General features: G+C 64.3%; 24 protein-coding genes and 1 pseudogene. 10 read left to right on the forward strand and 15 right to left on the reverse strand.

Annotation, left to right across the window (positions count from 1 at the left end):
- Positions 1-139: 139 nt before the first annotated feature.
- Positions 140-439 carry a hypothetical protein gene (locus tag FJ425_RS23580; RefSeq protein ID WP_140634929.1) on the reverse strand — a complete coding sequence of 100 codons (300 nt, stop codon included), beginning with the start codon at positions 437-439 and terminating at the stop codon, positions 140-142.
- 246 nt (positions 440-685) lie between these two features.
- On the opposite strand from FJ425_RS23580, the gene rlmN reads away from it, so the two are divergent.
- Both rlmN and FJ425_RS23590 read left to right on the forward strand, forming a co-directional pair.
- Entirely contained in the window at positions 686-1918 is a 1233-nt protein-coding gene (rlmN, locus tag FJ425_RS23585) for a 23S rRNA (adenine(2503)-C(2))-methyltransferase RlmN (RefSeq protein ID WP_140726417.1), read from the forward strand.
- Positions 1915-2382 carry a hypothetical protein gene (locus FJ425_RS23590; protein WP_140726420.1) on the forward strand — a complete coding sequence of 156 codons (468 nt, stop codon included), beginning with the start codon at positions 1915-1917 and terminating at the stop codon, positions 2380-2382. The genes rlmN and FJ425_RS23590 overlap by 4 nt, the downstream gene beginning before the upstream one ends.
- Positions 2383-2439: 57 nt before the next feature.
- Here the strand turns inward: FJ425_RS23590 and FJ425_RS23595 are convergent, their stop codons facing one another.
- From FJ425_RS23595 to FJ425_RS23605, 3 genes are all read right to left on the reverse strand, one after another.
- Positions 2440-3039 (reverse strand): short chain dehydrogenase, encoded by a 600-nt coding sequence (locus tag FJ425_RS23595; protein ID WP_140634935.1) that lies wholly within the window; start codon positions 3037-3039, stop codon positions 2440-2442.
- The gene (locus tag FJ425_RS23600) at positions 3036-3392 is read right to left on the reverse strand and encodes a MerR family transcriptional regulator (protein ID WP_140546501.1); all 357 of its coding nucleotides are present in this window, start codon (positions 3390-3392) and stop codon (positions 3036-3038) included. Before FJ425_RS23600 ends, FJ425_RS23595 begins: the two co-directional genes overlap by 4 nt.
- Before the next feature lie 101 nt (positions 3393-3493).
- A complete protein-coding gene (locus tag FJ425_RS23605) occupies positions 3494-4135 on the reverse strand; it encodes a LysE family translocator (protein ID WP_140634937.1) in 642 nt (213 codons plus the stop codon).
- Between the two features lie 433 nt (positions 4136-4568).
- Here FJ425_RS23605 and FJ425_RS23610 point away from each other — a divergent pair, with 433 nt between their 5' ends.
- A complete protein-coding gene (locus FJ425_RS23610) occupies positions 4569-5789 on the forward strand; it encodes an argininosuccinate synthase (RefSeq protein WP_140726423.1) in 1221 nt (406 codons plus the stop codon).
- 166 nt (positions 5790-5955) lie between these two features.
- Here the strand turns inward: FJ425_RS23610 and FJ425_RS23615 are convergent, their stop codons facing one another.
- The gene (locus FJ425_RS23615; RefSeq protein ID WP_140634941.1) at positions 5956-6240 is read right to left on the reverse strand and encodes a GIY-YIG nuclease family protein; all 285 of its coding nucleotides are present in this window, start codon (positions 6238-6240) and stop codon (positions 5956-5958) included.
- Between the two features lie 290 nt (positions 6241-6530).
- Positions 6531-7334: a lytic transglycosylase domain-containing protein gene (locus tag FJ425_RS23620; protein WP_140634943.1), complete on the reverse strand. Its 804-nt coding sequence runs from the start codon at positions 7332-7334 to the stop codon at positions 6531-6533.
- Positions 7335-7697: 363 nt separating this feature from the next.
- Between FJ425_RS23620 and FJ425_RS23625 the strand changes: the two genes are divergently transcribed.
- The 5 genes from FJ425_RS23625 to rpsP all read left to right on the forward strand — a co-directional run bounded on the left by FJ425_RS23625 (position 7698) and on the right by rpsP (position 12444).
- Entirely contained in the window at positions 7698-8303 is a 606-nt protein-coding gene (locus tag FJ425_RS23625) for a DUF1236 domain-containing protein (protein ID WP_140546505.1), read from the forward strand.
- Between the two features lie 482 nt (positions 8304-8785).
- Positions 8786-9736 (forward strand): CPBP family intramembrane glutamic endopeptidase, encoded by a 951-nt coding sequence (locus FJ425_RS23630; RefSeq protein WP_140634945.1) that lies wholly within the window; start codon positions 8786-8788, stop codon positions 9734-9736.
- Between the two features lie 341 nt (positions 9737-10077).
- Positions 10078-11658 (forward strand): signal recognition particle protein, encoded by a 1581-nt coding sequence (ffh, locus tag FJ425_RS23635; protein ID WP_140634947.1) that lies wholly within the window; start codon positions 10078-10080, stop codon positions 11656-11658.
- Positions 11659-11665: 7 nt separating this feature from the next.
- Complete coding sequence (locus FJ425_RS23640) at positions 11666-11992, forward strand: chorismate mutase (RefSeq protein ID WP_095770012.1); 327 nt, start codon at positions 11666-11668, stop codon at positions 11990-11992.
- A gap of 50 nt (positions 11993-12042) precedes the next feature.
- A complete protein-coding gene (rpsP, locus tag FJ425_RS23645) occupies positions 12043-12444 on the forward strand; it encodes a 30S ribosomal protein S16 (protein ID WP_140634949.1) in 402 nt (133 codons plus the stop codon).
- Positions 12445-12523: 79 nt separating this feature from the next.
- Here rpsP and FJ425_RS23650 read toward each other — a convergent pair whose 3' ends face one another.
- The 3 genes from FJ425_RS23650 to FJ425_RS23660 form a co-directional block, all read right to left on the reverse strand.
- Positions 12524-12787, reverse strand: coding sequence for a YMGG-like glycine zipper-containing protein (locus FJ425_RS23650; protein ID WP_140547045.1), 264 nt, complete (start codon positions 12785-12787; stop codon positions 12524-12526).
- A gap of 146 nt (positions 12788-12933) precedes the next feature.
- Positions 12934-13461 (reverse strand): SRPBCC family protein, encoded by a 528-nt coding sequence (locus tag FJ425_RS23655; protein ID WP_140634951.1) that lies wholly within the window; start codon positions 13459-13461, stop codon positions 12934-12936.
- Positions 13462-13474: 13 nt separating this feature from the next.
- Entirely contained in the window at positions 13475-13885 is a 411-nt protein-coding gene (locus FJ425_RS23660; protein ID WP_140634953.1) for a DoxX family protein, read from the reverse strand.
- 137 nt (positions 13886-14022) lie between these two features.
- Between FJ425_RS23660 and FJ425_RS23665 the strand changes: the two genes are divergently transcribed.
- Entirely contained in the window at positions 14023-14442 is a 420-nt protein-coding gene (locus FJ425_RS23665; protein ID WP_140634955.1) for an ACT domain-containing protein, read from the forward strand.
- A gap of 198 nt (positions 14443-14640) precedes the next feature.
- Here FJ425_RS23665 and FJ425_RS32490 read toward each other — a convergent pair.
- Together FJ425_RS32490 and FJ425_RS23680 are read right to left on the reverse strand one after the other, a co-directional pair.
- A pseudogene (locus FJ425_RS32490) lies at positions 14641-14889 on the reverse strand (GNAT family N-acetyltransferase); the annotation flags it as partial.
- A 314-nt stretch (positions 14890-15203) separates the two neighbouring features.
- Entirely contained in the window at positions 15204-16238 is a 1035-nt protein-coding gene (locus FJ425_RS23680; RefSeq protein ID WP_095770019.1) for an aspartate-semialdehyde dehydrogenase, read from the reverse strand.
- Positions 16239-16919: 681 nt separating this feature from the next.
- Between FJ425_RS23680 and FJ425_RS23685 the strand changes: the two genes are divergently transcribed.
- Positions 16920-18806 carry a DEAD/DEAH box helicase gene (locus tag FJ425_RS23685; RefSeq protein ID WP_140634959.1) on the forward strand — a complete coding sequence of 629 codons (1887 nt, stop codon included), beginning with the start codon at positions 16920-16922 and terminating at the stop codon, positions 18804-18806.
- Positions 18807-19453: 647 nt separating this feature from the next.
- Here FJ425_RS23685 and FJ425_RS23690 read toward each other — a convergent pair.
- The 4 genes from FJ425_RS23690 to FJ425_RS23710 form a co-directional block, all read right to left on the reverse strand.
- Positions 19454-19939 (reverse strand): GNAT family N-acetyltransferase, encoded by a 486-nt coding sequence (locus FJ425_RS23690; protein ID WP_140636644.1) that lies wholly within the window; start codon positions 19937-19939, stop codon positions 19454-19456.
- A gap of 5 nt (positions 19940-19944) precedes the next feature.
- Complete coding sequence (gene leuB, locus FJ425_RS23695) at positions 19945-21048, reverse strand: 3-isopropylmalate dehydrogenase (protein WP_140636642.1); 1104 nt, start codon at positions 21046-21048, stop codon at positions 19945-19947.
- Positions 21049-21348: 300 nt separating this feature from the next.
- Positions 21349-21699, reverse strand: a complete 351-nt coding sequence (locus FJ425_RS23705) for a VOC family protein (protein WP_140544732.1) — start codon at positions 21697-21699, stop codon at positions 21349-21351.
- A 43-nt stretch (positions 21700-21742) separates the two neighbouring features.
- Positions 21743-22126 carry a RidA family protein gene (locus tag FJ425_RS23710; protein WP_140636641.1) on the reverse strand — a complete coding sequence of 128 codons (384 nt, stop codon included), beginning with the start codon at positions 22124-22126 and terminating at the stop codon, positions 21743-21745.
- Positions 22127-22264 lie beyond the last annotated feature (138 nt).

Below are 22264 nucleotides of genomic sequence, written 5' to 3' on the forward strand. Positions count from 1 at the left end.
CCCCGCGCGGGCAGGGCCGGGGCTATGCCATGCAGGTCAAGGAACGGTGCTCATGGGTCGCGGCACAAGGCTTGCCGGATGACGGATAGCCCCGCCGGCGACCGGCCGGCGGGGACGTCGGCACGCGGGATCGGCGAGGTCACATCGCCATTTTTTCACATTCGGCCTGGGCCTTCTTGGTCGACGTGTCGACCATGTAGGCCTTGCCCTTGGCGTCGGTGATCATCATCATGCAATGCTTGATCGGTTTGGCCATCTTCATCATGTCGGCGCTCATCTTGGCGTCCGGCATCATGGTGCCCATGTGGCCGTCCGGCATGATCGCGGTGACCTGCCCTCCCTTCATCATCGTCATGGCGCCCATCGTGTCCTCGGCAAAGGCTTGCGAGGCGCAAAGACCGGCGAGGCCGGCAATGAGCGCGAACTTGATCGAGTGCATTGAACAACTCCCATTGTAGAGGGGCATGGTCGCCCCTTTCAGGTTCGCGCACGCGTTTCGATTGATTACGCCAACACGAAGATGTGATCGGTTTTTGAGGGCCATCGCCAGTCGCGGCCCCTCCTTCTCCCGCTAGCGGGAGAAGGAAAGCGGGGCGCATGACTCCGGCGCCGAGCTGTGCTATGCGCCGCGCTTCCTGGCGGCCGATGCTGAAATCGGCCGCAAATCGCTTATATTGGCGCCACCATGACCGTTTCGCTTGATCTTACCGCCGAAGGCGCCCGTGATGCCTTGCGCCGCGCAGCACCGGCCGAGAAGCCGTCGCTGATCGGCCTGACCCGCGCCGAGCTCGGCGAGGCGCTTGTCGACGCCGGCATCGTGCCCGAGCGCCAGGCAAAAATGCGCGCCCAGCAGCTCTGGCACTGGATGTATGTGCGCGGCGTTTCCGACTTCGCGCATATGTTCAACATCTCCAAGGACCTGCGCGCCGCGCTCGACAAGCATTTCACCGTCGCCCGGCCCGAGATCGTCGAGGAGCAGATCTCTGCCGACGGCACGCGCAAATGGCTGTTCCGCTTTCCGCCGCGCGGCGCCGGCCGTCCGGTCGAGATCGAGACGGTCTACATTCCCGAGGAAGGCCGCGGCACGCTCTGCATCTCCTCGCAGGTCGGCTGCACGCTGACCTGCTCCTTCTGCCACACCGGCACGCAGAAGCTGGTGCGCAACCTCACCGCCGAGGAGATCCTGGCGCAATTGCTCACCGCGCGCGACCGCCTCGGCGATTTCCCCGACCGCGACACGCCGGACGGCGCCATCGTGCCGGCCGAGGGCCGCAAGGTGTCCAACATCGTCATGATGGGCATGGGCGAGCCGCTCTACAATTTCGAGGCGGTGAAGAAGGCGCTGCTGATCGCCTCCGATGGCGACGGGCTTTCGCTGTCGAAGCGGCGGATCACGCTGTCTACCTCCGGCGTGGTGCCGGAAATCTTCCGCACCGGCGAGGAGATCGGCGTGATGTTGGCGATCTCGCTGCACGCCACCAATGACGATCTGCGTGACCTGCTGGTGCCGATCAACAAGAAGTTCCCGTTGAAGGAGCTGATCGCCGCCTGCAAGGCCTATCCCGGCCTCTCCAACGCCAAGCGCATCACCTTCGAATATGTGATGCTGAAGGATGTCAACGATTCCCTCGACGACGCCAAGGCGCTGGTGAAGCTCTTGAAGGGCATTCCTGCCAAGATCAACCTGATCCCGTTCAATCCCTGGCCCGGCACCAACTACCAGTGCTCGGACTGGGAGACGATCGAGAAGTTTGCCGACTACATAAACAATGCCGGCTATGCTTCGCCGATCCGCACCCCGCGCGGCCGCGACATCCTCGCCGCCTGCGGCCAGCTGAAGTCGGAATCCGAGCGCATGCGCAAGGTCGACCGGCTGGCGCTCGAAGCCATGATGATCGCAGGGCACGGCGAGGCGTGAGGCGCCTCGTCGCCTACATCATTCGCTTCGCCGTCATCCTGATCGGCTATGTCGTCGGCTCGCTGGCGGCGAGCGCCTTCCTCAACATCCTGGTCCTGGCGCATCTGGGCTACACCCCGGCCGATCCGCAGCCGACGGCCACCGCGTCGCTCTATTTCTCGGTGCCTTTCGTGGCGCTGTTCGTCGCCTATTTCGCCTTCATGCCGGCGGCGGTCGTCATTTTGATCGCCGAGGTGCTCGGCCGGCGCGACTGGCTGTTCTACGCGCTCGGCGGCGCCGTCATCGCCGTCGTTTTCCTCGGCTTCGTGCCTAATGTGGGCGACGCCAATTTCGACGTCACCGAAACCAACGCCAGATTCGCCGTGATCGGCGCCGGCATGGTCGGTGGCATCTTCTACTGGATCTCCGCCGGCCGCTGGGCCGGAAGCTGGCGGCGCGAGCCGTTGCTTGATCCGCTGGCTTAAGCGTGGGAACGTGCCGGCCAGCCCGCCGGAACACTCACTGGCGCATGCCGGAGCAGCCTATCCGATAACGATCACCTTTCCGGTGATGGCTCCCTCGACGCTCTTCGCGTAGGCAAGACCGACCCGTTTCGAAGAAACGGGTTCGTGGCCGGGAAACCATTCTCCATAGCGCGGCGCGGAAACGTCCAGAAGCCCCGGGCTCACCACGTTGATGCGCAGACCACGCGGCATTTCGATTGCCGCGCCGACGACGAAGCCGCCAAGAGCGCCATTCGCCGTCGCAGCCGCCGCCCCCGTTCGGATTGGATCGCGGTCCAGCACGCCGCTCGTCAAGGTGAAGGATCCCGCCTCGTTGACGATATCAAGTCCCGCCAGGACCAGATTGACCTGCCCCAGCACCTTGTTCCTGAGGCCGAGCATGAAACTCTCTTCCGTATAATCGTGCAACGGGCTGAAATGAACGTCGCCTGCTGTCGAAACGACGGCATCCACTTTGCCGCAACTTGCATACATGGCATCGACCGATGCGCGGTTCGCCATGTCGACCCGGATATCGCCGCTGGAGCGCCCTGCCCTGATGATCTCGTGGCGACTTTCCAGCTCGGCGCACACGGCTTTGCCGATGTCGCCCTCGGCACCGACAACGACAATCCTCACGACGCCGCGATCTCGTCATACCGCTTCAGCTTGTGCGCAAGGATTTCGGCACAACGGTCCAGGACCACGCGTTGCTTGTCGAGCTGTTCGGAGTGGCCCAGAAGAATTCGCCTTCGCTCTGGGATCGTTTCGTTGCCCCTTTGGTAGAGGCACGCAAAGTACCGCATCGTTTCCATCCGCATGCCGGTGTCGCGCAGGGACGACAGCAGGACGAGCCAATCGACGTCCACCGCCGAAAAGCGACGCTTGCCATCTCTTCCGCGTTCGACCGGCGGAAGCAGCCCCGCCTTTTCATAGTATCGGATGGTATCGATACTGAGTCCGCTGGTGGACGCAGCCTCTGAAATCCGCATGCCTTGCCCTTGGTTTACACTGTGCAGACCAGGCTACCGTCCTGGAGTAACTCCAGGTCAAGGACTTTTCTCTGAAACAGCGCCGGAGGGGCGATGGAAGCCTACTTCGCCTGCGCGGTCAGGATCTTGAGCGCGAAGGCCGAGAACACGCCGCCGAACAGGTAGTCGACCACACGCGTCACCCGCGGGCTTGCCTTCATCGCCGCCGAGAACTTCTCCGCCGCCAGCACCATCGGCGCCGTCACCGGGATCGACAGCACGATGAACATCACGCCGAGGAAGAACAACTTTCCGGACGCATTCGGATCGTGCGCGGAGACGAATTGCGGCAGAAAGGTCATGAAGAACAGGATGATCTTGGGGTTGAGCAGGTTGACCCCGAGCCCGGCCGCCCAGCTGCGGAACAACGAGACCTGCGGTCCGGTTTTCTTCACCGGCGAAAAAGCCGAGCCCTTGGCGATCGCCTGAAAAGCCAGGAACACCAGATAGCCGGCGCCAAAAATCTTCAAGATGAAGAAGGCCATCGGCGAAGCGACGATCAGCGCCGAGATGCCGACGACCACCAGGGTGGTGTGGATCAGTGTGCCGCAGAGCGCGCCGACCATGGAGGCAAAGCCGGTGGCGCGGCCCTGGCTCAGCGTGCGCGACACGAACAGCGTCATGTCCGGCCCCGGCGTGATCGCCAGGATCACCGTGGCAATGGCGAACTGGATCAGCGTCGAAGTGTCGGGAATGAAGGACATGGGGAAGCCCCTGCGGGAAGACTGGTTTCTATAACGCAGCTGCCTTGCCGATGCCAGCGACTGGTCGGCGCAGCCTCTGGTCCAGCATTGGCAACAACCAGCCTCCAGGACGCTTTCTTCAGGCAATCGTTGATGTCGGCGCCGCCCCTCATTGCCGTGCCGGGCATTTCTCCCCGTTTACGGGAAGAAAGAGGCCGGCCGCAACCTTGGCGCATCCCTGCAACGTTGGAGATTGGCGAAAGCGACGATGACAGCCCCCTTCTCCCCGTTCACGGGGAGAAGATGGCGGCAGCCAGATGAGGGGCGGCGCAAACGTCCAAAGATTTCTAACTGCAGCCTCTGAGCCATAGCACGCGGCCGTTCGTCTCTTGCGCCGCCCGGAAAGGCCGTGATACCTCGCCCGCGAAGTTATTTTCCCGCGGAACCGCCAAAAATGTCCAAAACCAAGAACGTCAAGAAAGTCGTGCTCGCCTATTCCGGCGGCCTCGACACCTCGATCATCCTGAAATGGCTGCAGACCGAGCTCGGCGCCGAAGTCGTCACCTTCACCGCCGATCTCGGCCAGGGTGGTGAGCTCGAGCCGGCGCGCCGCAAGGCCGAGATGATGGGCATCAACGACATCCGCATCGTCGACGTGCGCGAGGAATTCGTCGCCGACTTCGTCTTCCCGATGTTCCGCGCCAACACCGTCTATGAAGGCACCTATCTGCTCGGCACCTCGATCGCCCGGCCGCTGATCTCCAAGCATCTGGTCGAGATCGCCAGGGAGACCGGCGCCGACGCCATTGCCCATGGCGCCACCGGCAAGGGCAACGACCAGGTCCGCTTCGAGCTTTCGGCTTACGCGCTCAACCCCGACATCAAGGTCATCGCGCCGTGGCGCGACTGGTCGTTCAAGTCGCGCACCGACCTTCTCAACTTCGCCGAGCAGCACCAGATCCCGGTGCCGAAGGACAAGCGCGGCGACGCGCCCTTCTCGGTCGACGCCAACCTCCTGCACTCCTCCTCCGAAGGCAAGGTGCTGGAGGATCCGTGGAGCGAGCCGCCGGAATTCGTGCATCAGCGCACCGTCTCGCCGATGGACGCGCCCGATGTCGTCACCGAGATCGAGATCGAGTTCCTCAAGGGCGATCCGGTCGCGCTCAACGGCAAGAAGCTGTCGCCGGCCACCATGCTGGCGGCGCTCAACGACCTTGGCCGCGACAACGGCATCGGCCGCCTCGACCTGGTCGAGAACCGTTTTGTCGGCATGAAGTCGCGCGGCGTCTACGAGACGCCCGGCGGCACCATCCTGATCGCCGCCCACCGGGCGATCGAATCGATCACGCTCGACCGGGGTGCTGCCCACCTCAAGGACGAGCTCATGCCGCGCTATGCCGAGCTCATCTATAACGGCTTCTGGTTCTCGCCCGAGCGCGTGATGCTGCAGGCGATGATCGACAAGAGCCAGGACGACGTCGAAGGCACGGTGCGGCTGAAGCTCTACAAGGGCAATGTCATCGTCACCGGCCGCAAGTCGAAGAAGACGCTCTATTCCGATGCGCTGGTCACCTTCGAGGATGACCGCGGCGCCTACGACCAGAAGGATGCCGAAGGGTTTATCCGACTGAATGGATTGAGGCTGAGGACGCTGGCGGCAAGGAACCGTCGCTGACGCTGCTGATCTCCCCCCTTGCGGGGGAGATGCCCGGCAGGGCAGAGGGGGTGCTGTCCCGCCCACCGATTCTTCGTCATTCTAGGGCGGAGCAAGGAGCGAAGCGACGCGCGCAGACCCTAGAATCCATGCCGTGACGCCTGAGCGCCGCCACGGTGCAGAACGCTCACCAGCCAATTCCGCGAAAGAGCTCGAACCACTCCGGATTGCTCTTCTCGATCAGTTCAACCTTCCATCGGCGTGGCCAACGTTTCAATGGCGTCTCACGCTGGATGGCATCAGCGATGTCGAAAAATTCCTTGTACCAGACGAGACGCTGCACGCCGTAACGGCTGGCGAAGCCGAGCCTGGCCGGTCTTGTGCTCGGGATCCGACGCGCGAGGTCGTTGGTGACACCGATATAGATCGTGCCGCCTTTCTGGCTTGCTGTCATGTAGACATAGCCTGTCATGTTGCGATCTTAGCTGGTGCTGTCGCCAACGGCTATTCTGGACGGCAGCAGTCTACGGCCAATGTCACGGCATGGATTCTAGGGTCTTCGCGCGTCGCTTCGCTCCTTGCTCCGCCCTAGAATGACGAAGGTTAGGTCGCCACTTCACGCGCAAGAACCCCTCTGTCGCCTGCGGCGACATCTCCGCCAGGGCCCCGAGGGAAGTGATTCCCACTTCCCGGTTTTCGCCAATCTCCAAGCCAAAAAAGCCCGGCGCGTGGCCGAGCTTTTCCGTGGAATGACGATCTCGATCAGTTCGCGTCAATCGCCTCGGCTATTTGGGCGATGGCCTGCTGGTAGACGCTTGCCGAGTTCCAGCCCGCGATCGCGCCCATATTGGCCTCATAGCTCGCGCCGGCATGCCAGCCATGCGCCTTGAGATAATTGGCGGTGGAAGCCAGCGCCGTGTTGCGGTCGCGCAGGTTTCCGCTGCCGACGCCATATTTCAGCACATTTCCGGGCAGGAACTGGGTGTGGCCGATCTCGCCATGCATGGCGCCGACCGAGGAGGCGCTCAGCGCGCCGCGATCGACGAGCTTCAGCGCCGCGATGGCATGCGGGGTAAAATAGTCCGGGCGGCGGCAGTCATAGGCGAGCGTCAGAATGGCCGACACCGTGTTCTGGTTGCCCATCGAGGCGCCGAAGCCGGTTTCCATGCCCCAGATGGCGAGCAGCACGCCCGGCGGCACGCCATAGGTCCGCTCGATATTCGCGAACATCGCCGCGTTGGCCTTCTTCAGCGCGCGGCCTCTCGAGATGATCGCGGACGCCCCGCGGCGTTTCATGAAAGCCTCCACCGAGCCGCTGAAAGCCTTGTGGATGGCGCGATCGGCCGAAATCGTCCTTGTCGCGTAGGTCGCCCCCTCCAGCGCCGAAAGCCCCCTTTGGCCGACGCCTTCGGCTCTGGCCTCGGCGGCAAAATCCTGCTTCCAGGCGTCGAAGCCGGCGCCATTCTTGCCACAGCTGGCCGCGGCTTCAGCGCCTGTCGCCAGCCCAAGCATCGCCACCACCGCCGCGGCGCCCGCGAAAATCCTTCTTTTGGCAAAAAATGCCATGTCCTTCTCCTGGTTGCCTTGAATCACGTCCCGGTGGCGAATTTGCCAGCGAAACGCCCGGTTGTCACCGCCCTCGCTGGGGACGTGACACCCGACACTGGCGAAAGAAGGGCAATTTGCCCGCGATCGGCCATCAGGTGTGGCGGACTTGCCTCATGAAGACGTCGATATCGTGGTTGTTGCCGCCGGTCCGACGGGACTTGCCGCGGCTAAAGCGCCTTGCGCCCGCTCACGCCGTTTTGACCGGAACCCCGAGAAATCGTGGAACAAATCGTGAGCGGCGGAAAGGCGCTTTAGCCGGAACGCATTAAGCCTTGGTTTCGTTTCCGACCGCGAGGGAGAGTGGAAAAACGGAGTGAAACCATGAAACGCGTACTGTTTCCGGCGCTTGCCGGCGCGCTGTTCGCCATGTCGGGCGCGGCCTTGGCCGACACTGCCGTCTCGGCGGTGGCCGATCTCAATGTGCGCGCCGGCCCCGGCCCGCAATATCCCGTGATTGGCGTGCTGGCCGCCGGCCAGTCGGCAACGCTCACCGGCTGCATCGAGAACAGCAAATGGTGCACGATCGCCGAAGCGGGCGGCAATGGCTGGGTCTATTCCGACTATGTGACGGGCGATTTCGGCGGCAGCCGGGTCGTGCTGACACGCCGGCCGGCCAATGCCGGCATCGCCGTCGTGTCGCCGCCGACCGATAACATCTACACCACGGACAGCTACACCGGCGCCATCGTTCCCGGCGACGACACCATCGAGTCGATCGGCAGACCGCCGGCCGAGGTCGGCACCTATGTCACCACGCACCGGGTCGATCCGGTCTATCTCGAGGGCGAGGTGGTGACCGGAGCCACGCTGCCCGACACGGTCGAGCTGCGCGAGATTCCCGATTACCGGTATCGTTATGTCTATGTGAACAACCAGCCGGCGCTGGTCGACCCCGGCACGCGGCGCATCGTCTATGTGATGCGCTGATTGTGGCCAAGAGACAAACGGCCGCCGGGATGGCGGCCGTTTGCTTGCGTGCTGGGCGCTCACGGTTGCGTCGGTGCAATCCCGCATAGCCGCACACGTTGGGGATTGGCCGAACCGTCCGAACTTCGTCATCCACGGGCGGAGCGGGAGCGAAGCGGACGCGGAGACCCGAGGATCCATGCCGTTACCTTGGCCGAAGAGCGCAGCGGAGCAGAATTCTGCACTGTGGCAACGCTCGGAAGTAACGAAATGGATCCTCGGGTCTGCGCTGCGTCGCTTCGCTCCTTGCTCCGCCCGTGGATGACGAGATAGCGTTCCAGCCAATCTCCCACCGTCGTGATCGCGCGTTAGTGTTCCGTGGTACGAATTCGAGTTTCGTGCCCTCAACGCGATCCAGTCAGGCCCGGCTCAAAGCAAGGTAATCGCGCGCTAACCACCGACCTCCTACACAATACAGCCTAAGCCTTCGGCAGAGGAGCCGCGTGACGATCGAAAATGCCGCCTTCGAGCGCTATCGCCGCTCGCCGAACGAAAAGACCACTTTGCTGCGGCTGTTCTTCGGCACGGCAATCGTCATTGCCTTCTGGATGGCGGCGACGGCCGTCGTGCTGTTTGCCGGCACCTATGTCTACCTCGTCTGGCGCCTGCCCGGCCCCTCGACCGGGCAGTATATGCAGGACTTCCTGGCATCGCCCGTCGGCATCCTCAGCGCGCTGACCTCCTTTGCCGGCATCTGGATCGGCCTGTGGGTGGCGATGCGCTTGGTGCATGGCGAGCCGCTGTCGGCTCTCTTTGGCGTCGGCCGCCGCATCGCGGGCGGCGATTTTCTCAAGGGCCTGGTCGCGGTGCTGATCACCTCGCTGTTTTCCGAGGTGCTGCTCTATTGGCTGCAGCCGGAGATCGCGCGCGGACCGATCGCCCTCTCGTCCTGGCTGCTCTTCCTGGCGCCGATCGCGCTGCTCGCCTTCCTGCAGACCTCGTCGGAGGAAATGCTGTTTCGCGGCTATCTGCTTCGCGCCCTCGCTCATCGTTTCAGGAGCCCGCTGGTCTGGGCGGCGCTGCCGGGCCTGCTGTTCACGTCGCTGCACTGGAACACGGCCTCGACGCTGGCCATCAATGCCAGTGTCTTCATCTCGATCGGCACATTCGCCCTGCTGCTGACGCTCCTGGTCTATGTCACCGGCAATCTCGGCGCCGGCTTCGGCGCCCATCTCGGCAACAACCTGACCGGCTTCCTGCTGATCTCGCACCAGGAGGCCTACAATTCCTTCGCGCTGCTCAATGCCAAGCCCCTCGAAGGTCCCGGCTGGACCCATCTGGACGCCGTTCTCATCGCTGCGATCGGCGTCGTCAGCACGCTTTTGACGATGCTGCTGCTTTTGCACCGGCGCTCGCCGCTGCGGGTCGGCACGAACAAGCAGAGCCTGGGCTGAGCTGCCGTCAATCGCGGCGTTTTGGCCGGGATTCCAGCATAGTTTCTTGACGCATGTCGTCGCCGCAAAACCGCTGCGCACTCTTGCGCGACATGCGTTGGCCTTGACTCCGCGGCCGATTTCCTGTCTAGAGCCGCTGAATTCCGCGACGAGTTTTCTTTCGCGAAAGCCGACCAGGACGCCGAAGCCTCTTTGAGGCGGCTGCTGTAAAGAGATCCTGGAGGCCAACACCCGGCAGCGCGATGCGCCCCCGGGTGCTTTTTGGCTTTGCGCTTTTGCTTGGCGACCCGGCGCGAACGCACTACCTCTCGGTCGAACCCCACCGAGATCAAGGACCGCAGATGTTTGAATCCCTCCAGGAGCGTCTTGGCTCCATCCTGAACGGCCTGACTGGTCGCGGCGCGCTGTCCGAGGCGGATGTCTCGGCGGCTTTGCGCGAGGTGCGCCGCGCGCTGCTCGAGGCCGACGTCGCGCTGGAAGTGGTTCGCTCCTTCACCGACAAGGTGCGCGAGAAGGCGGTCGGCGCCGCGGTGCTGAAGTCGATCAAGCCCGGACAGATGGTCGTCAAGATCGTCCATGACGAGCTGGTCGAGATGCTCGGCGCCGAGGGCGTGGCCGTCGACCTCAACGCGCCGGCGCCCGTCGTCGTCATGATGGTCGGCCTGCAGGGTTCCGGCAAGACGACGACCTCGGCCAAGATCGCCAAGCGGCTGACCGAGCGGCAGAACAAGAAGGTCCTGATGGCCTCGCTCGACACGCGGCGGCCCGCCGCGCAGGAGCAGCTGCGCCAGCTCGGCGAGCAGACCAAGGTCGCGACGCTGCCGATCATCGCCGGCCAGAGCCCGGTCGATATCGCCAAGCGCGCCGTGCAGGCCGCCAGGCTCGGCGGCCATGACGTCGTCATCCTCGACACCGCCGGCCGCACCCATATCGACGAGCCGCTGATGGTCGAGATGGCCGACATCAAGAAGGTGTCGAGCCCGCACGAGATCCTGCTCGTCGCCGACTCGCTCACCGGTCAGGACGCCGTCAATCTGGCGAAAAGCTTCGACGAACGCGTCGGCATCACCGGCCTGGTGCTGACCCGCATGGACGGCGACGGCCGCGGCGGCGCTGCGCTGTCGATGCGCGCCGTCACCGGCAAGCCGATCAAGCTCATCGGCACCGGCGAAAAGATGGACGGGCTGGAGGAATTCCACCCCAAGCGCATCGCCGACCGAATCCTCGGCATGGGCGACATCGTCTCGCTCGTCGAGAAGGCTGCCGAGACCATCGACGCCGAGCAGGCGGCGGCGATGGCGAAGAAGATGCAGTCGGGCAAGTTCGACCTGAACGATCTCGCTCAGCAGCTTCAGCAGATGTCGAAGATGGGCGGCATGGGCGGCATCATGGGCATGATGCCCGGCATGGGCAAGATGAAGGACCAGTTGGCCGCCGCCGGCCTCGACGACAAGATGTTCGGCCGCCAGCTCGCCATCATCTCCTCGATGACCAAGGCCGAGCGCGCCAATCCCGATATCCTCAAGCACTCGCGCAAGAAGCGCATCGCCGCCGGCTCCGGCACCGACGCGGCCGAGATCAACAAGCTCTTGAAGATGCATCGCGGCATGGCCGACATGATGAAGGCGATGGGCGGCAAGGGCAAAGGCGGCGGCCTCATGCGCGGCATGATGGGCGGCCTCGCCTCGAAAATGGGGCTGGGCGGCATGATGCCCGGCGGTGGCATGCCCGATCTTTCCAAGATGGATCCCAAGCAGCTCGAGGCCCTGCAGAAGCAGGCGCAGGCCGCCGGCCTCGGCAAGGGCCTGCCTGGCGGGCTTCCCGGTGGCGGCGGACTGCCGGGCCTGCCTGGCGGCATGAAGCTTCCGGGTCTGCCGGGCCTGGGCGGCGGCGGGCTGCCCGGTTTGGGCAAGAAGAAGTGAAGGGGCGATGAACGAGGAGAAAGACATGGCCGATGCACGCGCCATCCTGGCCGGCTACCGCGCTTCGATCGACAATATCGACGCCGCCCTCATCCATATGCTGGCCGAACGCTTCCGCTGCACCAAGGCGGTCGGCGTTCTGAAGGCCGAGCATGGCCTGCCGCCCGCCGACCCCGCGCGCGAGCAGCAGCAGATCGCCCGCCTTCGCCAGCTGGCGAAGGATGCGCATCTCGACCCGGATTTCGCAGAGAAATTCCTCAACTTCGTCGTCCGCGAAGTGATCCGGCACCACGAACAGATCGCCGCTGCCAACGGCGTGACGAAAACCGGCTGAAACCAGCCGAAAACTCATCAACGAAATCAGAGCTTTTAGGAGACAAAGAAATGGCACTGAAGATCAGACTGGCCCGTGCGGGCTCGAAGAAGCGTCCTTACTACCACGTCGTCGTCGCCGACGCCCGTTCGCCGCGCGACGGCCGTTTCATCGAGTCGCTCGGCTCGTGGAACCCGCTGCTGCCGAAGGACGGCGAGCGCGTCAAGGTCGACGCCGGCCGCGTCAAGCACTGGCTGTCGCATGGCGCCCAGCCGACCGACCGCGTGCTGCGCTTCCTCGACGAGGCCGGCATTGCCAAGCGCGAGGCCCGCTCGAACCCGAACAAGGCGCTGCCCGGCAAGAAGGCGCAGGAACGCGCTACCCTGTTGAAGAAGGCCCAGGAAGACGCCGCAGCTGCGGCTGCCGCGGCGAGCGCCGCGCCGGCCGAGGTTGAAGCGGCCAGCGCCGAGTAATCACGGTTCTTCGTCGCTTATGAAAACGGCGGGCATCGGCCCGCCGTTTTTCTTTGTTCGATTTGTCCGATCCGATGCTTCAATAGCCGGACGGGCAGCGCGCTACGTAGACGCGGCCGTAGCGGTCGCGATAGCGGCACTGGCCGCTTTCGCTGGCATGGCCGATCAGCGCGCCGGCCACCGCGCCGACAGCGCCGCCGACAATGGCCCCTTGGGTCGGGTTGTTGGCCACAGCAGCGCCTACAGCCGCACCGCCCAACCCGCCGATCGCAGCACCCTTTTCCGTTTGCGAGCAGGCGCCCAAGGCCATGGTCAGCACCAGGATGGTAATTGCTTTCTTCATCGCTATTCCTCTCTCAAGCGCCGTCCTCGCCGCCATGCCCTAAACTCACAAACAGCTAAATTGATCCCGACAATGATGAAGATTGGCCGGCTACGCCCAGCCGGATTTACAGCACTGAACGCCAACTTGTTGAAACTTCGTGGTTTTCAGCGCTCCGTGAGGCGCTTCAGATTGCCGAGCCCGGCCTCGAAATCCTTGCCGACCAGCGTGTCGAAATTCATGAACAGGCCCATCAGCTTGGCGATGAAGGGCCTTGCCCCGCGCATCGCCCAGGTGACGGTCGTGCCCTCGCCGGACGGCGAAAGCGTGAAGTCGACACTGTTGTTGGCCCTGAACGGCTTTTCGAAGTCGAGCTTGAGCGACACCAGCGACGACGGCACCGAATTCGTGATCTCCATGCGGCCCTTGCCGGCCTTGGAGTTGCCTTCCCAGGCATAGGCCGCGCCCTTGCCGCTTTCGGCGCCGGACAGCGTGCGCCTCATGCCGGGGTCGAGCTTTTCGTAGGGCGACCATTCGGGCCAGCGCCGGAAATCGTTGATCAGCGGGAAGATCGTCTCGGCCGGCGCCTTGATGCTGGCCGAACGCGTGACGACGAAATCGTTCGGCCGGGTCGCGGCATAGATCAGCATCGCGGCGATGATGACGACCAAGATAATGAGGATGGTGGCAAACATCTCTTTTGCTCCTCTATCGCGAGACCGGGATCAGCGCGCGCACCCTCTGGTCGCGCAGGTAGAGCCCGCCCCACAGGATGATGCCGATATAGACGCCGAACAAGGTGTGCGAGAAGAGCGGATTGCCGATCCGCACATGGGTTGAAATCGCGCCGCCCATATAGGCGGTGAGCAGGATGGCGCCGAGCACTGATGTGCGCGGCAACGCATAGAGCGCGGTCGAGATCAGCCCGATAATCCCGATCAGGCGCGCGACATTGGCGTCGGCCGGCCAACCGAGTTCGGTCATCGTCTGGCTGACGACATCCAGCGGCGGCAGCTTGATGACACCGTCGAAAATCATGAACAGGACGACGGCGGCGCTAAGCACGCGCCCGGTCCACAAGGCGCCGTTCGAGACAGGCGCGGCTTCGGAAATGCTCACGGATGTTCCCTCCTGATGGTTCAAGGGCTGGCTCTCTGCCAGCTTCGAACCAAGGACGGAGAACCACGCGGCGATCCTACGGGTCGGGTGCGTTTTTTTCAAAAGCGTGGTTCAGTGAATGGAACGGAGGAGACAAGATGACCGGTGAGACCGACCTGCGCAGGCTGTTGGCGTCGATGACGCCGCGACTGCTTGCCGACGTCTATGTCTTCACGACGCTGGCGCCTAACACACCGGTGCCGCATGGGCTCGATCCCGTCATGCAGTTCCGCGAGCGCGAAGGCCTGACCCTGATCGTGACCGAAGATGAAGCCAAGGCTGCCGGCCTTGCCGGCACGTTCCGCAACCGGATGATCACGCTCGACATCCACTCCTCGCTGGAAGCCGTCGGCTTCCTCGCCGCCATCACCAAGCGGCTGGCCGCAGCCGGCATGGGGGTCAATCCCGTCTCGGCCTTCTATCACGACCATCTGTTCGTGCCGGCGGAGCGGGCGGAGGAGGCGCTGGCTATGTTGCGCGGCCTGGCGGCCGAAAATGCGCCTGAACTCAACGCCTGAGGACATAAAGAATATCCGGCAGCCCTTCCTCATTGGTCGAGCCGTCGCCGAAGGCTTCGGCGCGAAAACCGTGGCGTTCGTAGAAGCGGCGCGCGCCGGCATTGGCCTGGAAGCAATGGAGCTTGACCAGAGCATGCCGGCGGTGGCTTGGGCAAGCAGCCGGCTGCCGATGCCTTGTCCTGTCCAGGCCGGATCGAGATAGAGCTGTTCGACCCAACTCTCATTGACAGCGATGAAGCCGACGATGCGGCCGTCGGCCTCGGCGACCGTCACCTGCTGCTTGGGCAGGACGATGTCGCGGATGAAGAACAGGTCCTCCTCCGGTGTGTGCAGCAACGGCATCCAGTCGAAGGCATCGAGCGACGCGCGCATCATGGTCGCGATGGCGGGGGCGTCGGAAGCGATGGCCGGGCGCAGGAGGATATCTGAGGGCTCTGGACCGATCATGAGGGCGGTTTCCCCTTCTCCCCTTGTGGGAGAAGGTGTCGCCGAAGGCGACGGATGAGAGGTGTTCCAGCTTGACACGGACTTAAGCCGGCATTGAGTGCGACGGTAGAGGTCGCCAGCGTCTCACTCCGCTGGAACACCCCTCATCCGTCTCTGCGCTTCGCGCCGATCCACCTTCTCCCACAAGGGGAGAAGGGGGAAGCGCCACGGCCGAAGGCCGAGCCCGCCACTGCGGGCCGCCGGCCGTCCGGCGCGCCCGCGCAGGGCCAGCCGCGGCAGCGGCGGTGCGGCCCGTGAGCGAAAACAAACCGCCGTCAGGCCGCCTTCTTCTTCGGCTGGATCAGGCCGCGCTCGACCAGGAGCTCGGCGATCTGCACGGCGTTGAGCGCCGCGCCCTTGCGCAGATTGTCGGAAACGACCCACATCGACAGGCCGTTGTCGACGGTCGAATCCTCGCGGATGCGCGAGATGAAGGTGGCGTCCTCGCCGGCCGATTCGAGCGGCGTGATATAGCCGCCGTTCTCGCGCTTATCGAGCACCTGGCATCCAGGCGCCTCGCGCAGGATCTCGCGCGCCTCATCCGCCGTGATCGGCTTCTCGAACTCGATGTTGACGGCTTCCGAATGGCCGATGAACACCGGCACGCGCACGCAGGTCGCCGTCAGCTTGATCTTGGGGTCGAGCATCTTCTTGGTCTCGGCCACCATCTTCCACTCTTCCTTGGTAAAACCGTCGTCGAGGAAGACATCGATATGCGGGATGACGTTGAAGGCGATGCGCTTGGTGAACTTCTTGACGTCGACCTGGTCGGCGACGAACACCGCGCGGGTCTGGGTAAACAGCTCGTCCATGCCTTCCTTGCCGGCGCCCGACACCGATTGGTAGGTGGCGACGACGACGCGCTTGATGGTGGCGACGTCATGCAGCGGCTTCAGCGCCACGACCAGTTGCGCGGTCGAGCAGTTCGGGTTGGCGATGATGTTCTTGCGCGTGAACAGCGAGATCGCGTCCGGGTTCACTTCCGGCACGATCAGCGGCACGTCCTGATCGTAGCGGAAGGCCGACGAGTTATCGATGACGACGCAGCCCTGCTTGCCGATTTTGGGCGACCATTCCTTCGACACATTGCCGCCCGCCGACATGACGCAGATGTCGGTGTCGGAAAAATCATACTGGTCGAGCGCCTTGACCTTCAGCGTGCGGTCGCCGAAGGACACTTCGGTGCCCTGGCTGCGCCGCGACGCCAACGCCACCACTTCGCTCACCGGGAAGCCGCGCTCGTCCAGAATGTTGAGCATCTCGCGGCCCACATTGCCCGTGGCGCCGACTACCGCAACCTTGAAACTCATAAGATCTCCTGTCCCTCTCCGCTTGGTTGTTGGAGAAACCCGCCGGCCTCATGCGGGTTCCGTCCCCCGGGCCGGACCCGGGAGAGGGTGGTTAGGCCAAGGGAATCACACCGTTTTGGTGCTGGTTTTGCCGGTTTTCTTGGCCAAGAATGGGGTTTTGCTGGAACGGACGGACGCGTCTGAACGCCCGGCCCAATGGTTCACATCGTGGCTGGGGGTATCGAATGCAAGAAGAGCCATCGAAAGGCCGCGCATCGAGGATGATCCCGTTCGAAGCGGGCTTTTACGCGGTTTGGCAGAAGAGTCAATCGGCGCAGCGCTTCTCCTTCTCCCCTTGTGGGGTGAGAAGCGGTCCGCGTTAGCGGACGAAAAGCCAATTGCTTGGCTTTTCGAGCTTCGAACGCCCTGAGCCTGCGAAGGGCCGGGTGGTGGATCGGCGCGCAGCGCCGAGACGGATGAGGGGTATTCCAGCGGAGTGAGACGTTGGCTTTCCCTGGAGCACCCCTCATCCGGCCGCTTCGCGGCCACCTTCTCCCACAAGGGGAGAAGGGAGAGGCGGTGCCGCCTGCTCTGTACAATGGCGGCTGCAGGAAGTACGAACGGCCCAAATACCGTTGGCTGGCGCAGTGCCGGCCTTGTGCTCCATGACGAGCGCAGAACCCCGAATTCCGAAAGAAGAAAATGTCCAGTTTCGAAACGATTGTTCCTGCGCTGGCGCAAGCGCTGGAAAAACGCGGCTATGTCGCGCTGACGCCGGTGCAGAAGGCGGTGCTTGGGCCGGAGCTCGGCGAGGCCGACGCGCTGGTGTCGGCGCAGACCGGCTCCGGCAAGACCGTCGCCTTCGGCCTTGCCGTGGCGCCGACCCTGCTTGGCGACGCTGAGCGGTTTGCCGAGGCCGCCGCGCCGCTCGGCCTGGTCGTGGCGCCGACGCGCGAGCTGGCGCTGCAGGTGCGGCGCGAGCTGGAATGGCTCTACGAGCTGACTGGCGCTGAGATCGCCTCCTGCGTCGGCGGCATGGACATGCGCACCGAGCGGCGCGCGCTGGAGCGCGGCGCCCATATCGTCGTCGGCACGCCCGGCCGGCTGCGCGACCACATCACGCGCGGCGCGCTCGACATGTCGGCGCTGAAGGCGGTCGTGCTGGACGAGGCCGACGAGATGCTCGACCTCGGCTTCCGCGAGGACCTCGAATTCATCCTCGACGCAGCGCCCGCCGGGCGCCGCACGCTGATGTTCTCCGCCACCGTGCCGCGCTCCATCGCCACGCTGGCGAAGAGTTACCAGCGCGACGCCGTGCGCATCTCGGCCGGCGGCGGGGAAAAGCAGCATCTCGACATCGAGTACCGGGCGCTTTCCGTCGCGCCCGCCGATCGCGAGAACGCCATCATCAACGTGCTGCGCTTCTACGAGGCGGGCAACGCGATGGTGTTCTGCAACACCCGCGCCGCGGTCAACCATCTCACAGCGCGTTTCAACAACCGCAATTTTGCGGTGGTGGCGCTGTCCGGCGAGCTCAGCCAGAACGAGCGCAGCCACGCCCTGCAGGCGATGCGCGACGGCCGTGCCAAAGTCTGCATCGCCACCGACGTCGCCGCGCGCGGCATCGACCTGCCCAATCTCGATCTCGTCATCCACGCCGACCTGCCGAGCAATCCGGAGACGCTGCTGCATCGCAGCGGCCGCACCGGGCGCGCGGGCCGCAAGGGCGTCAGCGCGCTGATCGTGCCGGGCAATGCGCGCCGGCGCACCGAGCGGCTGCTCGCCAATGCCGGCCTGACCGCGGCCTGGGCGAGCCCGCCCTCGGCCGACGAGGTGCTGCGGCGCGACGACGAGCGCATCCTGGCCGATCCTTCCTTCGGCGAGCCGGTGAAGGAGGAAGAGCGCGACTTCGCCACGGCGCTTCTGGAGCGGCATGGCGCCGAACTGGTGGCCGCCGCTTTCGTGCGGCTTTGCCGGGCAAGCCGCTCGGCGCCTGAGGACCTGATCGATGTCGCGCCCTTCGCCCCATCAAAGGAGAAGTTCGCGCGCCGGGAAGAAATATCGGGCCGCGGGGAAGAAACATCGGGCCGCCGCGACGATTTCGGCGACAGCGTCTGGTTCTCGCTGTCGGTCGGCCGCCGGCAGAATGCCGAGCCGCGCTGGCTGATCCCGATGCTGTGCCGCACCGCCGGCATGTCCAAGCGCGAGATCGGCGCAATCAAGATGCAGCCGGAGGAAACCTTCGTGCAGATCGCCGCCGACTGGGCCGACCGGTTCGTCGCCGCGATCGGTCCCGACCGCAAGCTGCAGGGCAACATCGCGGTCAGGCGCATCGACGGCACGCCGGACTTGTCGCGCGCCGGCTATCAGCCACAGAGGCCGGAGAAAAAGCCGCATCGCGGCAAGCGTTCTTTCGACCAGGGCGCGCCCGGATTCGAGAAGCGAGCGCCGGGCGAACGACAGCATGCCGGGGCGCTGGACACCTGGGCGAAGAAACCCGGCAAGGCGAAATTCGACAAGCCAAAGTTCGACGGGCCGAAATCCGACCAGCCGGCAAAGCGAAAGAAGCAGAAGAAGCGGCCAGCGTAGGGTCGCGACGGAAGGCGGAGGCAGGCCCTCGGCGAATGCTCGGCGCTCTCTTTCGGCGGCAAATCGCAACCATTCGAGATTGGCCGAAGCATTCCAAACTTCGTCATCCACGGGCGGAGCGGGAGCGAAGCGGACGCGCAGACCCGAGAATCCATTCCGTGACCTCGCGCGAAGGGTAGAGGCGATGCAGAACGAGGGCTTTTTCTGAACCGCTGCGACGCTCGTAGGTCACGGAATGGATTCTATGGTCTGCGCTGCGTCGCTTCGCTCCTTGCTCCGCCATAGAATGACGAAGGCGTGGTGCTGCCGGCTCGCTGCGAGCGCCTGGTAAAACGCCCACCTTCGAGATTGGCCGAAGCGTCCGAACTTCGTCATCCACGGGCGGAGCGGGAGCGAAGCGGACGCGCAGACCCGAGGATCCATTCCGCGACCTCGCACGAAGGGTAGATGCGGTGCAGAACGAGGCTTTTTCTGCACCGCTGCGACGCTCATGGGTCACGGAATGGATTCTATGGTCTGCGCTGCGTCGCTTCGCTCCTTGCTCCGCCATAGAATGACGAAGGCGGGGTGGCTGCCGGCTCCCGCGACGTCGGGCGGCTGGCTTGCCTTACATTGCTGCGCCCGGTTGGCGCCACTACCGGCCGGCGTCAGGTTTTAGCGACTCTGTTCAGCGCGTCGCCCGACACCCTGAGAAAAACCTTCCGGCCGTGGCGTTCTGCGCCGAGTCGGTCGTAGAAACGCAGCGCGCCTTCGTTCCAGTCTTCCGTGGTCAGATCAATGCGGCCGATGCCTTTGCCGACGCAATAGCCGGCGAGAAAGCCGACCAGCGCGCGGCCGACGCCCTTGTCTCGGGCGCTGTCGCGCACGAACAGATCCTTCAAGAACATCAGCCGTTCGAGATCAATGCCTGGGTGCGCGATGGCCACCGAGGCGAGGCCGGCCACCTCGCCATCCGCAAAGGCCAAAGCAAAATGCGGATAGGCCGGGCTTTCGTCCTCGAGCCATTGCCGCGCCGTGGCCGCGGCGCGAGCGTGGTCGAGCGGCGCTTGCCGGTAATGCGCCGCCATCGCGCAAAGCACGGTGGCGAGCGCTTCGGCATCGTCGACCCTCGCCCAGCGAATGTCGACGGTCATACGGTTCATCCCAGGAACTTGGCGATGATGGCGTCGCCCATATCGGTGGTGCCGACTTCCTTCATGCCGGCCGAGAAAATGTCCTTGGTGCGCAAGCCGTCGTCGAGCACGGCGGCGATCGACGCTTCGAGCTTGTCGGCCTCGGCGACCATGCCGAAGGAATAGCGCAGGCACATGGCGAAGGAGGCGATCATGGCGATCGGGTTGGCGATGCCTTTGCCGGCGATGTCGGGCGCCGAGCCGTGCACCGGCTCGTAGAGCGCCTTGCGCTTCTTGGTCCTGGCATCCGGCGCGCCGAGCGATGCGGACGGCAACATGCCGATCGAGCCGGTGAGCATGGCGGCGATGTCGGAGAGCATATCGCCGAACAGATTGTCGGTGACGATGACGTCGAACTGTTTTGGCCAGCGCACCAGCTGCATGCCGCCGGCATCGGCCAGCATATGGTCGAGCTTGACGTCGGAATAGCGCGCCTTGTGGGTCTGCGAGACGACCTCGTTCCACAGCACGCCCGACTTCATGACATTGCGCTTTTCCATCGAGGTGACGTGGTTCTTGCGTGTGCGCGCCAGCTCGAAGGCGACGCCCGAAATGCGCTCGATCTCGAACGTGTCGTAGACCTGGGTGTCGATGCCGCGCTTCTGGCCGTTGCCGAGATCGATGATCTGCTTCGGCTCGCCGAAATAGACGCCACCGGTCAGCTCGCGCACGATAAGGATATCCAGGCCCTCGACCACTTCCTGCTTGAGCGAGGAGGAAGCGGCGAGAGCCGGGTAGCAGATCGCCGGCCGGAGGTTGGCGAACAGCTCCATGTCCTTGCGCAACCGCAGCAGGCCGGCCTCGGGGCGCACCTCGTAAGGCACGGTATCCCATTTCGGCCCGCCGACGGCGCCGAACAGCACCGCGTCCGCTGCCATCGCCTTGGCCATGTCGGCATCCGAGATCGCGGCGCCATGCGCGTCATAGGCGCAGCCGCCGACCAGCCCCTCGTCGGTGGCAAAGCCGCTGCCCAGCCTGTCGTTCATGGCCTTGATCAGCTTCTTCACCTCGGCCATGGCCTCAGGCCCGATGCCGTCGCCGGCGAGCAGGAAGAGATTTTTCGAAGCCATGGAGAACCGTCCCAATAGTATCTGGAGAAACCGCGGCCTTGCTAAACGCCAAGTGATTGCGGCGCAAGGGGATGACTGCTGCGAAACACCAATCGCCGCGATCCGTCGCGCCCCCCTCTGGCCTGCCGGCCATCTCCCCCTCTTGGGGGGAGATTGGCAGCTTCGGCGCCGCGCTCACTCCTGCAACGTTGAAGATTGGCGAAAGCCGGAATGACAGCTGATCTCCCCCCTAGAGGGGGAGATGCCCGGCAGGGCAGAGGGGGGCGCTGTCCCGCCAGCGTCTCGCAAGAAACCGTGACGCTACCGATGCGACAGGATATTCACCAGCCTGCCGAACGGATCGCGCACATAGAAGCGACGCACGCCCCAGGGCTCGTCGGCCGGGCCGTATTCGATGGCGAAGCCTGCCTTCTTCATACCCGCAAGCGCCGCATCCACATCGTCGACCTCGATCGACAGGTCCGGCACGGGCGTGCCGGATCCGCCTTGCGCCATGAAGCTCACCTGCGCCTGCATCCGTTCCTCGGACCCGTAGGTGGCGATCCAACCCATATCCATGAGCAGATCGAGGCCGAGCACGCCCTGGTAAAAGCGCTTGGCCGCGGCAATGTCGGATGTGGCGATGTTGGCGACGATGCGCTCGACCTTCACCATAGGCTGACCCCTGCTTTGCGCGCTTTCCCGTGCCGGCAGCCTATGCCGTGCGCCTCAGCGCCGTCACCTCGATCTCGATCTTCATCTCCGGCTTGTTGAGCTGGCACACGATCATCGTCGCCGCCGGGCGGATGTCGCCGAACGCCTCGCCGAGGATCGGGAAGACCACGTCAACATAGGCCTGGTCGGTGACGTAGTAATGCGCCCGCACCACATCGGCCATGTCGAAGCCGCCCTCGGCGAGCGCCTTGGCGATGCTGGCAAGGCAATTGCGCGTCTGCGCCTCGACCGTGTCGGGCATGGTCATGGTGGCATAGTCATAGCCGGTCGTGCCGGAGACAAAACACCAGTCGCCCTGCACCACCGCGCGCGAATAGCCGGCGGTTTTCTCGAAGGGGGAGCCGGTGGAGATGAGCTTGCGCATGGGGTGCCTCGCGGATTGTTTCGACCTGCATCTAGCAAAAGGGGTGCGGCTGGTCGTGAGCCAACGAATGCGAAGCATCGTCACGAAGCAAGCGCCAACCTTGGAGATTAGCGATAGCCGTCCTCCCGTCGTCATTCC

Origin of the sequence: Mesorhizobium sp. B2-7-2 (assembly GCF_006440775.1) — a bacterium.
GTDB lineage: Bacteria > Pseudomonadota > Alphaproteobacteria > Rhizobiales > Rhizobiaceae > Mesorhizobium.